Genomic DNA, 12,235 nt, shown 5'->3' with positions numbered 1-12,235 from the left:
GAAAAGGCAGGATGATCTATACCTATAGCTCCTTTTTATTTTCTTTGCCGATTATTTCTTCAATTTGATTGTTAAAATTTGGTATTATATCGGTCACAACAGCCCAAACCGCCCATAAATCAACACCAATGTAATCATGAATTAGTTTGTCTCTCATACCTGCAATCTTCCTCCATTCGATATCCGGGTATTTGGATCTGAAGTCATCAGAAAGCTTTTTGGTGGCTTCACCAATTATTTCAAAATTTCTAATAACAGCATCATGAACGAGTGAGTTATTTAAAAAATCATCCTGGGAAACATCTTTTGTATAAGTATTAATCTTACATATACAATCACGGATATGATGTATATAGATCAGATTATCCTTCTTCATGGAAGATTCTTTGTAAATCCTTATCAATATGGGGTGCTAATCTTGGTGGGACAGCCTTTTTAGTAACCAGGTCTACTTTCAAATTGAGCAATTTAGATAATTTAATTTCGGCACCAATGATATCTAAGAGATTTACTGTTTTTCGGAACTCCACAAGAATATCTAAATCGCTATATTGATTGTTTTCATTTCGGGCAAATGAACCAAAAACACCAATCATTTTCGGATTGAAAGGTTGCAAAACCTCAATAATGATATTTTTCTGCTCTTCTGATATCATACTAGGACCAATATAAAAAAATGTACGATAATTATAAAAATATAGTTCGCAATTAGTATTCAAGGTGTTGTAACTTATGAGTAAAGGCGAAATACATTATATGGGATTCATTTTCGGTATATCCACCAATCATAGATTTCCTTTGAGAAAGTCATGGATTCTTCAATTTCACAATCAATACCGTATCTAGTGACTATCTCACTTTGAATGACTCTCTGAATTTTGCTTCGCTCAGCTCCTTTCCATAAGTGACTCAAAATTTGACTAGATAAATGATCAAATTCGTCAATTGGTGAATCAGGTATCAAACCCCAGTTGTTCACAATTTTATTAAGTTCGCGCTTTTGCGAATTGAATTCTGTTAAAATTTTCTTCTTGTCATTGTCCTTCAACTTTGACATTCGTTTTATGATACTTTTAGAACTTTCTAGATTATCGGGCGTTTTTACTCCTCTCAAGATAGAATTCAAGGGCTTTCTTATTGCTTCCAGGGGAATTCACAATGTCCCATTCTTTATTTTTCTTGAAGCCAACATAAAAGGGGTCACATTTTTTATTTTTCACCGGATAAACCATAAGACTTCCTTGCCCATTGACAATTGTATTGGAACTATACCAAATAAATACAGCAGAATCACTAAAGTCAACTATTCTTCTATTCAAATTCTTCTCAGATGGTTGTCTTTTATGAATTTCCATCGAAAATGCTTTTTTAGCGTATGTTCCAAGTTTGTCTCTTTTATAATAGCCTTGATCTATTATTCGATTCGGACTAAATGGTGGGATTCTTTGATTATGTTCATAATTCCAGGTCCCAAGAGCTCCAAGCACCTTACCGGTGAAATTCAACCATTTAGTGTCAAACCAATTGTTGATTTTAAACAGAAAAATTTCATTTGAACTTAGTTCTACGATTATTTCATTCACCAAACTTTGCGCCTTTTGAATCGTCAATATGTGTAACCCTCCCTTTTCTCGGATTAGGTTTGAATATATTTTTTTAGTTATTGACCTCCTCCCATTAACCGACACGGGCAAAAGTGGGAAAAGGTCAGGAAGAGGTCAAATGGAATTTGAATAGGTTCAAGATCATAAACCTATCAAATATAAAGTGTTCATAATTTCGCTCTCGTTGCACTAGATTACGACGGTTGCCGTCCCACTTATATACTTATATCAATATGATGTATGTGTAGCCTTCCCGCTTTTAAGGTTCCCTTAAATAGAAAGGTTTATAACTGGTATTACCGAGAAATTTATGTTTCTTTGCAGCACATCTGTGAAGGCTTTACATTCATTTAGCTTTAGTTTTTTAAAAAAATCACATTGTGCAAAACAGCATGAAGCAATTCAAAACTGAAACATGGATATGATATTAAATTATATTCACTGGAACCCTGATCCTGAGATAGTAAACATCTTTGGAGTTTCGATTAGATATTATGGATTACTCTTTGTTAGTGGAATAATTATCTGTACAAAAATTTTAGGTTGGATCTATAAAAGAGAAAACATTCCATCCGAGCATCTGGAAAAATTAATATTATTTGGTGTGATCGGGATTATAGTAGGGGCGCGATTAGGACACTGTTTATTTTATGAGCCTGCTTACTATTTATCACATCCTCTAGAGATGCTTCTTCCCATCACCTTTCCTCCTGATGGTGGGATAAAGTTTACAGGATATCAAGGATTAGCAAGTCATGGTGGTGTATTAGGAGTACTGATTGCGTTATATTTCTATTCTCGAAAGGTAAAACATTCAGTGATTGATACCTTTGATTTGCTTGCGGTTATTATAGGATTGGGCCTTGGATTTATTAGGCTAGGAAACTTTATGAATTCTGAAATTATCGGTATTCCAACAACAAAACCTTGGGGTGTGATTTTTGAGCGAATAGATAACGTACCCAGACACCCAGCTCAATTGTACGAGGCTATTTTTTATTTTATCATTTTTACGGTTATGATGATTCTTTACAAAAAAATGAGATATAAGCTTAAAAATGGATTCTTCTTTGGACTTGGTTCTGTTTTATTTTTTACAGCCAGATTTGTAATTGAATTTGTAAAAGAAGACCAAGTAAGATTTGAAGAAGAAATGACTTTTAATATGGGGCAGCTTTTGAGCATCCCTTTCATTTTAGTAGGGATTGGGTTTATAATTCATGGACTTTGGAAGACAAAAAAAGATCAGCGCACGATTTAGTAGGTTCCCAGCGGGTGCACAACATTTGATTGGAAGTAAAGAAAAGATAAAGCTGTTAATTTCAATTTAGTAAAATGAATACAAGCCTTTAAACAAATCATTAATTGAGACAAGTATTCCTTTCTTCTTTTTCTAATTGTTTTCCGTTGGGTTAATAATTGCTGTTTAATTACCTGTTCTTTTATTCCAAAATAAACATCTGCAAAAATTAGATTTTGGATGGATTCAGGTATGTTTTGGCAAACACGGAGTCCCGCTTTATCTATTATGATGTTTTTGAATTCATTTGGATTCTTATCGCTGAAATCTATGAGGAAAGCTTCAGAAACATCATTAATCACAAATGATGTTTCCTATTTTTTATTACATATCCAACATGATCTGGGCATACCGAAAGGATTTATCCCAATCACTCAATTAGATTGATTTTTATCACCGGTTTTTCCCATCTTCCAGAAAAATACCAAATCAGGCTTAATGTCATTGTTGATACCAAACTTATCACAATACCCGTCCATACTCCTGCAATACCGAGTGCTGTTTTTGAGAGAAATATAGCAGCCGGTACTCTGACAGCACCGAGTGAAACGAGGGTAAATATCAGCGTCATGAGGGTATACCCTGCACCATTAATGACCTCATTACTTACTAGGTCAATAGCAGAAAATATTCCTGCCGGCCCTATAATCCTTAGATATACAGCTCCGATAGACACTACCTCTGGGTCAGAAACAAATACTGAAAGAAGAGTTCGAGGTATTATAAGATAAAAAACAGCAAAAAAAACACTTATAGTAACGGACAGTATAAAACCCCATCTGAATGTGTGCCGGACTCGGTTGTATTTTTTCGTTCCGATATTCTGCCCGCTGATGACTGAAACTGCCGTACCTATCGACATTATCGGAAAAAAAGTGACCATATTAATACGTCCAGCGACCCCGAATGCTGCAGTTGCCACGTCTCCGAATCCATTAACTATTGATGTAACCACCGCTATACCGAGCGAAGAAATCGAAAATTGCAACATTGTCGGCAATCCAATTGTACAGATCTGTTTGACAATCTTACGATCCCATTTGATACTGTTTAACCCGGTGGCAACTATATTTCCCCTTCTTCGCAGGTAGATATAGCCCACAATGGTAGCCACAATTTGCCCACTGATTGAGGCGAGGGCGGCTCCAACTAGTCCGAACCGGGGAAACCACCCCAGACCGATAATCAGAATTGGATCGAGAAGTGCGTTGACGATTACTCCGACAATCATGAAATAGAGTGGAGTACGGGAATCACCGATACCACGTAGAATAGAAATGATCAGATACCCTGCATACATTATACTGAAACCGATAAAATTCATTTTAAGATAAGGGCCAGCTAGAGGAATGATATTTGCAGGGGTTCCCATGAGTTTCAGAATGGTATCAGTCCAGAGATACCCCGCTATGGAAACCGTAATACTGATCATCAGTGCAAAAAAGAATGATGAACCAATAATTCTCTGTACCTGTTCATATTTTTTAGCTCCAAAATACTGTGAAATCAGAATCGAGGTAGCCATAGTAGCACCGGCTGCAATTGAAGTAAAAAATAAAAGCAACGGGAAGCTGACCGCAATTGCACCTATTGCTTCTTTTCCAACGAATCTGCCAACCCAGATCATATCAATAATGATATATCCGGAATGAATGGAATTACCGATCAGTATAGGAACCGCCAGCGTGAGGAGATGGCGTTGGATACTCCCCTCGGTGCAATCCTGTCCTGAATTCAATTGCTTAGCCATAGTTTATTTTATGTAAGAGTGAAAAAAGGTGCGCCCAACGCAAAGCAAAATAAAAACCATTACAGAAAATTTATTGGATTTATATACCTAATTTTATTTCTCTATTTTAGTTGTAATTACAAAGTTGATTACAGCTTTTTCATCCAAGACTGCACAAAGGGCGCTTGCACTACATTAAAATGATCGCCTTCAGATTCAATCGCCTCCACCGACCAGTAATGCTGAGACCAGCCCAGGGTAGAATCTGTATGCTCTATTATGGGATTCAATGCGCCAATCAGTCATTTTAATGACTGTTTCCTTAATACTCGCGAACACGAATATTGCACATAGCTCAGTTTGTAGCTGGCCTGACCTTAGATTTGGCATACCGCGTATACCAATAACTGAAGGTTGACACTGCCAGGTGATATCTCTGGCAAAACTCTTCCCAGCTTTCTCTGGTTCTTTCCCATTCTGCGATGGCGGGAAACATTTCCGGCTTGAACTTTCCTGACATAGTTTTTGAACACAAAGTCAATCGAGGTTACGCAATATATCAAGACTCTTGTCGCCGTAAGTGTTACCAGCAATCAATAATGTACATTTGTATTTTCCGAAATCAATACATTACTAATTGCCGATTACTGTACAAAGTTATTTGCTGATGACACTATTCTTCTATTCAAATTCTTCTCGGCTGGTTGTCTTTTATGAATTTCAATCGAAAATGCTTTTTTAGTGTATGTCCCAAGTTTGTCTCTTTTATAATAGCCTTGATCTATTATTCGATTCGGACTAAATGGTGGGATTCTTTGATCATGCTCATAATTCCAGGTCCCAAGAGCTCCAAGCACCTTACCTGTGAAATTCAACCATTTAGTATCAAACCAATTGTTGATTTTAAACAGAAAAATTTCGTTTGGACTCAGGTCTACGATTATTTCATTCACCAGACTTTGCGCCTTTTGAATAAAATCAATATTGTCTGAATCTGATTTCGTAAGTTCTATCATTTCAATTGTCTTAATGCATTAGAACAATATAGCGCTTAATCTCCTGATTGCATAGCGAACTTATGGTTGAATATAGTTTAAGTGGGGGAGTAAATACCAGCAATCTTGAAATGAATATTTATTATTAAGCATTTTATGAGGTGATTGGATCATTATCCATTTTGGAACTTCTCTTATCTTTAAGTTATTTTGTATTGATTTCTTCTTTTTTTGCATATCTATTTACGGGAACGGTCATTATTGGCTCTTTGTGATATCTTACTTTTGTAAATGCATTTAATTATTCTGTTTGCCCAATCTCTACTATTTTTTTAATGATCACAACTTTGAATCCGTCGCTTCTTCCCTCAACTTTTACTCCTTTTGAATCGTCAATATGTGTAACCCTCCCTTTTCTCGGATTAGGTTTGAATATATTTTTTTAGTCTTTTTTTGCGATTGGTTCCATTATTTGGTGCTTTACGCAAAAGAATACCAATATAGAGGGGATGGTTTCAGAGTTTATTCGAGAACTGCCTTATATGATGGGTATTCCATAATAATCGAGGCCATTTAATTATTTAATATTATCAACCTCACCTAGCATTTAATTGGTTTCTTTTTGTTTGATAATGCAAAAGATAAGCTCTTTTTGTTTGATCATTCAAAAATGACTGCTGAATTAAACTTTCGACTAGCTGTTGCCTACTTAAAAAGGGGGCAAGCAACTTATGCCGTCTTTTTTCTTTGATTCTCAATCTTTTGGCAAATTCGTGGAAATCTTCCAAGCCAACCCGCCCATTCTTTTTCATTTCCTTTGATTCAAAGCTGTCTTCGAATAACCCGCCATCCAATGCAAAATCAGTATCATCTACATGTATTCGCGTATTTATCAGATCATAGGCGGGACTTAAAATGTAATCACCATTAAGTGTTTCCAGGAGAGAGAAGTTTTTCAGGTGGGCATCTCCATTGGAAAAAAGGTAATTAAACACCACCAGAGCAAAAAGCTTTTCCAGTTCAACCACATATGCTGGTACGAATTTTCTTACTAAATCAGCAATTTCTTCATAACTGTACTTATACTTAAAATCCGGGCCAGCATTTTCTGCTGTTTTTCCAGCTAGCGTAGCAAAATCTTCAATTCCCCACTTTGTATTGTTATCCTTTACATCAAATCTCTTGGTGATATATGCAGGTTCACCATTTTTAAAGAATATAAGTGCGTTTTCAGCTGTATTGATGCTGTAAACCTGATTAGCAATTTGCATGGTCAAATGCTCATTAGCAGGGACCTGATCCACTTTTTTAAGATCTCTTGGGATTGGCTTCAATATGTAGTTTCCCTGCTCTCCCTCATTGGTTAGCCGCAGTTTGTTCTTATCCAGAATCAGTGAGAGCTTTTCCTGAACTCCAGAAATTGAAATGCGTCTTCGGTTTTCCATGAATCTCTCAGCATCTTCCTCATTCAATCGTGGAGGGTCGTAAGGAAGCACATGACTAACCTTTTTGTCATTAAATATCTTTTTAAGACAAGTTCTACTGTAGGTATCAAAACCTTTGGCCAATGTTCCCGGGCAATATTTTATCTCAGGCAGACTCATTCATTTACATTTTGGTCAGGAACGACAGTTACAGCTCCAACGGTATCATTCGAAGCTGTGGCCAATAACAAGCCAAAGTGGTCCTTTTCATCTATTTTCAGCAGACGGCATTGAAGCTTTCTATTTACGCCTTCGGATAGCATGTTAAAGAAAAAGGGAAACAAATGATCAGCTTTATACATGCTCCGGTTTTTTGGCAGCGTAAGGCTTATAGGAGGTAAAGCATCATTAGAATACCAGGCGTCATCATACTGAAATTCATAGCTTTTGAGATTATTCTGTGTTAAAATTCCTGCCAATTGACCATTATGATAAACTTTTGCCCTGCGCATTTATCAAAATTTTGGTTGTTTAACTTCCAATTTTAACTCCATCCCTAACACCTCTGCTAGCTTGGTCAGCGTTTCAAATGTTGGGTTGCTTTTGCCACTTTCTAATGCTTTAAGCGTTCTTAACCCTACGTCTGATAGCTCGGCAAGATGTTCTTGCGTTACTCCTAGCAACTCTCTTCTCTTTTTAAGAGTTTCAACTAATTCTTGTAGGTGCATTATATGGCTCTTTTTATTGCAAAGATAGGCAATGAATTGGAACTGTCATAAAAAAGAGCATTAAAATGCACTTTTGGAAATTTAAATAACAAAAATATGATAAAATTCCTCAAATAGTGCTATTTAGCGCACTATTCCTAAGTAGTGATATTGTTTGATCATATACATAAAAAGGCCTTTATCTTTGCTTAAATCCTGTAAACTATAATTAAAGTTCTCCACCGGTAAATTATCCCAATATTCGAACATTCTCATACCAAATAAAGAGCTATGCATTTGTTATTGGAAAATGCCCAAGGTTGGGTATTGATATCTTTTTAAAATTTGATGTAATAGCATTTTGGTTATTCATAGTTTACACTTAATTCCAGGTCTAGCTTCAAGGTGGTTGAAGTGACAGCTTTAGGAATTCATGTGTTGTTTAATGAAAGTCATTCAGTGATATAGGAGTAAAGATTTTATTCGGTTAGATGAAACAATACGCAATATTTTCATATGTAAAAGAGACACGATTAGAACATTACGACAATTCGGCGACTTTTGGGGTTCCAATAGTAGCGCGGGATTTGATTCAGGAATTAAAGCCCGTGTTCAAAACGAATTACAGCGATCTAGGCCCATTCACGAAAAGGGCTGATATTATTTCAGAACTACGTTTTGCAGCACAAAATCTGGACCCAAAAGGATTCTGCTTCTTTTATTTTCACGGCCATGGAAATTCAATTGACGGTAGGGGTGAGGACGATGAGGCAAAAGATCAGGTACTGGTCTGCCATGACGGCTACTTGCCGGATGATGAAATTGATGAACAACTGAGGCAATTTAGCGATACGCAACGAATTTTCACCATTGTCGACAGTTGCTCTTCAGAGACTGTCATCGAATGGTCGAAAGAAGACACCCATAGCTATCCTAAGATTATCCATTATGCGAGTGCTCGTGACGAAGGTGTTGCCGGGGCATTGCCAAACGGTGGTTTATTATCACGCCGTATTGTGAATTTGATATGGCATAATGGCTATGAAGGCTTTAGCTATAACACCTTTACAAAGCGACTAAAACTAATGTTTATCGCTTCGCGATTCATGATGAATAAAACCAACAACGTTTCATATTCCGATATGAACAGGAAACTATTTAAATAACGATTTTATGAAAAAGATTTTACTTAACCTCACCGCATTAATGCTTTTAGGATGTGCGGGTAGCATTATTTCCATCCCGGACCACCTGGTAAACGATCCCAGCACGATGGAATATAATATTTACGGATATTATGCCCTACCGAAAACTGCAATAAAGATTCAGATACCGGTTGCCAGGAATGCTCTAAAACCGGGATTGGTCCATGAAGAATCGATTAAAAATTCAAAGGAACAATTCGATTGTCTAAAATGTATACTCAAGACCAACTTTGGATGGGAACCGGCAAAAGCCCCAGAGGAAAAATTCAGTCTTGATAAAAAAATCATTTTTTCACCACTGACAATCCCTGATTCCGCTAAACGGTTTGCTATCGGATATAAAAAGGCCAAAACAATAAGTCAAACCCTCAATGTTAAGCTCTCAGAAGACGGGCTCATCCAGTCAGGTGAATTTGCACAGGAAAGCAAGGCATATGATATTACTAAAAAGTCGCTGGAATTGATAGCAAATACGGCTGGGGCCTTTCTAAAGTTAAGTGAGGGGGCTGTTGAATCATTAGAAGAAGGATGTAATATTAACTGCCTTGAAAACAAAAGAGCAGCACAGTTGATAAAGGATGCCAATACGTTGGTAGAAACTCGTCTTGGATTATTGACGAGTCCTCCAAGCGGTGTGAACAATAAAGAGATCCTCGAAACGTATTTGGCCCGGATCGATAAACAACTGAAGCAGATCAAAACGGCATTAGTCGGCACAATTACCAAGAAAGTTCATTATTTGAATATACGGATCGACCCTAAAGAACCTCCTAAAGATGGTATAATGGAATTGTTAAAGCTAAATCCCAAACATGGGATAGTAAGTGATGATTCGGATACAAACGACAGGTGGAGATCACTTTCAGATGATTTAAGAACCAATCAAACCGAGGGTGCTAAATCCCTTGTCCTTGCTTGGGAAGAAGTTTATGATTTAGGAATGGTAAGAAAGGCCGGAATAGAAATTGTTAAACCCGAAGAAGATCAGGGAACCAATACCAGCAATCAGAATAACTCAAACAATGAGGGGCCCACATTAGTGACAGATGCGTTTCTCTACTACAATATTCCGGCCAAATACGAGCTAAGTCTTAGGTATGGCGGCAAACCTGTTTCTTCATTCAAAAACAAACAACAGAAGGAGAAAGAGGGGGTTGAGATATACAATATCTATTTCCCACAGTTTGGCAAAACAGCCTATTTGCCAAAAGATTTTAAGGAGGCGGATGTGGTTTATTACCAGGACATTGGCGCCCTGAAATCTGCCAAGTATGTAAAGGAAGCCCAGGTAACAGCTGAGAGAATAGAGGGAATCTACACCGCAGCCGATTCCCTTCGAAGAGTCATTGAAGCCGCTAAAGAAGCGGAGTCTGCCGAAGACACTGTTGAGGAAGATAACGTGGAGGAAGAAGTCGAAGAACAGATTATCAGGTTAATTATACAAAATGATGGTACCACCGTGGGAGCTGCTGCGTCCTAGCAACTTTGAATAATATGCACTGGTCTGTTTATCTGATTTTAACCCTGGCAGGGATGGTCTTCGTCGTTTCGGCATTGTCATGGAATCGTCATGTCATTTATACATATCTGACCGATAAATACCAGGACCCCATTATGGCTGTTTACTATTTACCTGAGAGTATAGTTAAGGTGGAGGCAAAGTCTAAAATAGCACTGGAGTTCGATCATAATGGTAATTTCGTAGATGCAAGTCTTGTACAGCAGGATTACAAGGTTAGTGTGGTCAATGCTCCCGATACCACACAGTCTTACTGCCTGGCTTATAATCTGAATCCATTTTCATCTGATAAGATCAGGATCGCTCTTGATGAATCAGGCCTTTTGAAAGCAGCGGATTTCGAAATGGATAGTAAGGCTCCGGAGATCATTTCCTCGCTGGCAGGTGCTCCCGCAGAAATATTAAAAACTCCAGGGTTTAGGGCTTTAAAAAAACCTGAGTTGAAAACCAAAGATAATATTTTAGAATTTATAGAATATGAAAAAGAGTTTAAAATACCAGCTTCTGAGACCATCGGGAGCGCAGAAAATGTTGAATGGGAGATTCTGCTGGAATCTAAAACGCAAAATCTGAATGAGATAAAAACCAAAAAGGTTGATTTTGTTATTGAAGCAAAGGCAGTTGAAACAATCCGGGAATTTAACGCAGGGTTTAAGGTTGCAAATGACAGCGAATTTAAGGCACCGGGTCTCTTGTTTCGAAGCAAATCGCAATACAATATTCATTTTAAGAATGAAGACGTCGGGGAATCTGTGTTGAAAGACGTGGATTTGATTAATAAAAAACAGATCTTTTCAGTTCCCATTAAAACGACACCATTTGTAAAGAGAGAGCAGAAAATACAAATCCATAAGGGAGAGTTTTATGGCCAGGAATTGGTCAATCCCTCAGCACTTGAGGGCTTCGTAAGTATTCCTGTTAATATTGCAAAAGCCATAGTATCTATACCTGCGCAACTGTTAAGGTTCAGAATTGATAATTTGGGTGTTAAGAAAGATGTGGAAACTGCTAAACGCGAATTGAAACAGGAACAACAACAGCGGCTGGAGCAGGAGGTAGCATTGAGAAACGTCCTGAAAAAAGCGACAGAATCGGGACAGGTAGATAAAGCCGAACTTCACAAAATCAAAGCCGAATTATTTGAAACTCAGATGGACGGAAATATGGAGATAGAGAGGCTGAGGACGAAGAAACGTCAATTGGAACAAGAAATTCAAATATTGGAAGAAAAGCTAAATAATTGTCCATAAACCTCCTACGATGTCTCTTTTAAGACGAATTCTTATATTATCAATTTTATTCCGATGGATTGAATCTTAAGGTCAGATCAAGGTCTGATAGAATGGTGGGCCTGTGTATGGAAGGATTATTTTGCTTAGATTTTTTGTCTGGAAAGCTTTTGGGAACTCCAGTGGCTTGAGTTGGACTGAGCTTTAAGAACCAATCCAGTGAATTGCTTTAGCTAAGGATCTGGTTGCAGTTATGGTCGAACACTATTGAAAGTTAGGCAGACTTTTAAGTTGGACTTAACCTTTCTAGTCAGGGGATTCCAGATCTTCGTTTCACTATACATGAAGTGGTGATCTGGGTATTATGTTGACCTGGCAACAAAGTGTTGGCAAGCAATACCTTTTTTATTCCGGATCAATAGCCGGGCTCTGCTAAAATATGTAATTTTCAGTAGTTTTAAATCGGGATATCTTGTTTAGGGCTGCTACGGTTAAGAGCCGGCTTGAATTAACTGTTCATATT

At 37.5% G+C, this 12,235-nt stretch carries 16 protein-coding genes; 4 read left to right on the top strand and 12 right to left on the bottom strand.

Translation table 11 applies throughout. From position 1 onward, the window contains the following. Positions 1-22 precede the first annotated feature (22 nt). The 4 genes from AC04NP_RS29655 to AC04NP_RS29640 all read right to left on the bottom strand — a co-directional run bounded on the left by AC04NP_RS29655 (position 23) and on the right by AC04NP_RS29640 (position 1,583). Positions 23-376 carry a HepT-like ribonuclease domain-containing protein gene (locus AC04NP_RS29655; RefSeq protein WP_482863727.1) on the bottom strand — a complete coding sequence of 118 codons (354 nt, stop codon included), beginning with the start codon at positions 374-376 and terminating at the stop codon, positions 23-25. Continuing rightward, a complete protein-coding gene (locus AC04NP_RS29650; RefSeq protein WP_482863726.1) occupies positions 363-656 on the bottom strand; it encodes a nucleotidyltransferase family protein in 294 nt (97 codons plus the stop codon). Before AC04NP_RS29650 ends, AC04NP_RS29655 begins: the two co-directional genes overlap by 14 nt. A gap of 107 nt (positions 657-763) precedes the next feature. After that, on the bottom strand, positions 764-1,048 hold the full coding sequence (locus AC04NP_RS29645) for a hypothetical protein (protein ID WP_482863725.1): 285 nt from the start codon (positions 1,046-1,048) through the stop codon (positions 764-766). A gap of 40 nt (positions 1,049-1,088) precedes the next feature. After that, on the bottom strand, positions 1,089-1,583 hold the full coding sequence (locus AC04NP_RS29640; RefSeq protein WP_482863724.1) for a hypothetical protein: 495 nt from the start codon (positions 1,581-1,583) through the stop codon (positions 1,089-1,091). Between the two features lie 436 nt (positions 1,584-2,019). On the opposite strand from AC04NP_RS29640, the gene lgt reads away from it, so the two are divergent. After that, positions 2,020-2,865, top strand: coding sequence for a prolipoprotein diacylglyceryl transferase (lgt, locus tag AC04NP_RS29635; protein ID WP_482863723.1), 846 nt, complete (start codon positions 2,020-2,022; stop codon positions 2,863-2,865). Here lgt and AC04NP_RS29630 read toward each other — a convergent pair. The 8 genes from AC04NP_RS29630 to AC04NP_RS29595 form a co-directional block, all read right to left on the bottom strand. Further along, on the bottom strand, positions 2,862-3,206 hold the full coding sequence (locus AC04NP_RS29630; RefSeq protein ID WP_482863722.1) for a hypothetical protein: 345 nt from the start codon (positions 3,204-3,206) through the stop codon (positions 2,862-2,864). The two genes, lgt and AC04NP_RS29630, sit on opposite strands and share 4 nt — an antisense overlap. Before the next feature lie 68 nt (positions 3,207-3,274). Continuing rightward, on the bottom strand, positions 3,275-4,654 hold the full coding sequence (locus AC04NP_RS29625) for an MATE family efflux transporter (protein WP_482863721.1): 1,380 nt from the start codon (positions 4,652-4,654) through the stop codon (positions 3,275-3,277). Positions 4,655-4,782: 128 nt separating this feature from the next. Beyond that, positions 4,783-4,923 carry a hypothetical protein gene (locus tag AC04NP_RS29620; protein WP_482863720.1) on the bottom strand — a complete coding sequence of 47 codons (141 nt, stop codon included), beginning with the start codon at positions 4,921-4,923 and terminating at the stop codon, positions 4,783-4,785. 65 nt (positions 4,924-4,988) lie between these two features. Continuing rightward, positions 4,989-5,153, bottom strand: a complete 165-nt coding sequence (gene tnpA, locus AC04NP_RS29615) for an IS66 family insertion sequence element accessory protein TnpA (RefSeq protein ID WP_482863719.1) — start codon at positions 5,151-5,153, stop codon at positions 4,989-4,991. 124 nt (positions 5,154-5,277) lie between these two features. After that, positions 5,278-5,649, bottom strand: coding sequence for a hypothetical protein (locus AC04NP_RS29610; RefSeq protein WP_482863717.1), 372 nt, complete (start codon positions 5,647-5,649; stop codon positions 5,278-5,280). Between the two features lie 575 nt (positions 5,650-6,224). Beyond that, on the bottom strand, positions 6,225-7,232 hold the full coding sequence (locus AC04NP_RS29605; RefSeq protein ID WP_482863715.1) for a type II toxin-antitoxin system HipA family toxin: 1,008 nt from the start codon (positions 7,230-7,232) through the stop codon (positions 6,225-6,227). After that, positions 7,229-7,564, bottom strand: a complete 336-nt coding sequence (locus tag AC04NP_RS29600) for a HipA N-terminal domain-containing protein (protein ID WP_482863714.1) — start codon at positions 7,562-7,564, stop codon at positions 7,229-7,231. The genes AC04NP_RS29605 and AC04NP_RS29600 overlap by 4 nt, the downstream gene beginning before the upstream one ends. Before the next feature lie 3 nt (positions 7,565-7,567). Further along, entirely contained in the window at positions 7,568-7,780 is a 213-nt protein-coding gene (locus AC04NP_RS29595) for a helix-turn-helix transcriptional regulator (protein ID WP_482863712.1), read from the bottom strand. A 470-nt stretch (positions 7,781-8,250) separates the two neighbouring features. On the opposite strand from AC04NP_RS29595, the gene AC04NP_RS29590 reads away from it, so the two are divergent. Genes AC04NP_RS29590 through AC04NP_RS29580 form a run of 3 tightly spaced genes read left to right on the top strand, consistent with a single transcriptional unit; the run spans position 8,251 to position 11,733 of the window. Further along, positions 8,251-8,925 carry a caspase family protein gene (locus AC04NP_RS29590; RefSeq protein ID WP_482863711.1) on the top strand — a complete coding sequence of 225 codons (675 nt, stop codon included), beginning with the start codon at positions 8,251-8,253 and terminating at the stop codon, positions 8,923-8,925. Between the two features lie 7 nt (positions 8,926-8,932). Next, positions 8,933-10,444: a DUF4831 family protein gene (locus tag AC04NP_RS29585; protein ID WP_482863709.1), complete on the top strand. Its 1,512-nt coding sequence runs from the start codon at positions 8,933-8,935 to the stop codon at positions 10,442-10,444. Between the two features lie 14 nt (positions 10,445-10,458). Beyond that, positions 10,459-11,733 (top strand): hypothetical protein, encoded by a 1,275-nt coding sequence (locus AC04NP_RS29580; protein ID WP_482863708.1) that lies wholly within the window; start codon positions 10,459-10,461, stop codon positions 11,731-11,733. Positions 11,734-12,235: the final 502 nt, after the last annotated feature.

Source organism: Agaribacillus sp. DX54, assembly GCF_056858335.1.
Note: the sequence above shows the minus strand (reverse complement) of the source record. Positions and strands in the feature narration are given on the sequence as shown.

Coding starts and splice junctions, on each gene's coding strand:
- AC04NP_RS29610 (WP_482863717.1), bottom strand. CDS start 5,649: ATGATAGAACTTACGAAATCAGATTCAGACAATATTGATTTTATTCAA.
- AC04NP_RS29655 (WP_482863727.1), bottom strand. CDS start 376: ATGAAGAAGGATAATCTGATCTATATACATCATATCCGTGATTGTATA.
- AC04NP_RS29650 (WP_482863726.1), bottom strand. CDS start 656: ATGATATCAGAAGAGCAGAAAAATATCATTATTGAGGTTTTGCAACCT.
- AC04NP_RS29580 (WP_482863708.1), top strand. CDS start 10,459: ATGCACTGGTCTGTTTATCTGATTTTAACCCTGGCAGGGATGGTCTTC.
- AC04NP_RS29585 (WP_482863709.1), top strand. CDS start 8,933: ATGAAAAAGATTTTACTTAACCTCACCGCATTAATGCTTTTAGGATGT.
- AC04NP_RS29625 (WP_482863721.1), bottom strand. CDS start 4,654: ATGGCTAAGCAATTGAATTCAGGACAGGATTGCACCGAGGGGAGTATC.
- AC04NP_RS29605 (WP_482863715.1), bottom strand. CDS start 7,232: ATGAGTCTGCCTGAGATAAAATATTGCCCGGGAACATTGGCCAAAGGT.
- AC04NP_RS29600 (WP_482863714.1), bottom strand. CDS start 7,564: ATGCGCAGGGCAAAAGTTTATCATAATGGTCAATTGGCAGGAATTTTA.
- tnpA (WP_482863719.1), bottom strand. CDS start 5,153: ATGTCAGGAAAGTTCAAGCCGGAAATGTTTCCCGCCATCGCAGAATGG.
- AC04NP_RS29590 (WP_482863711.1), top strand. CDS start 8,251: ATGAAACAATACGCAATATTTTCATATGTAAAAGAGACACGATTAGAA.
- AC04NP_RS29595 (WP_482863712.1), bottom strand. CDS start 7,780: ATGCACCTACAAGAATTAGTTGAAACTCTTAAAAAGAGAAGAGAGTTG.
- lgt (WP_482863723.1), top strand. CDS start 2,020: ATGGATATGATATTAAATTATATTCACTGGAACCCTGATCCTGAGATA.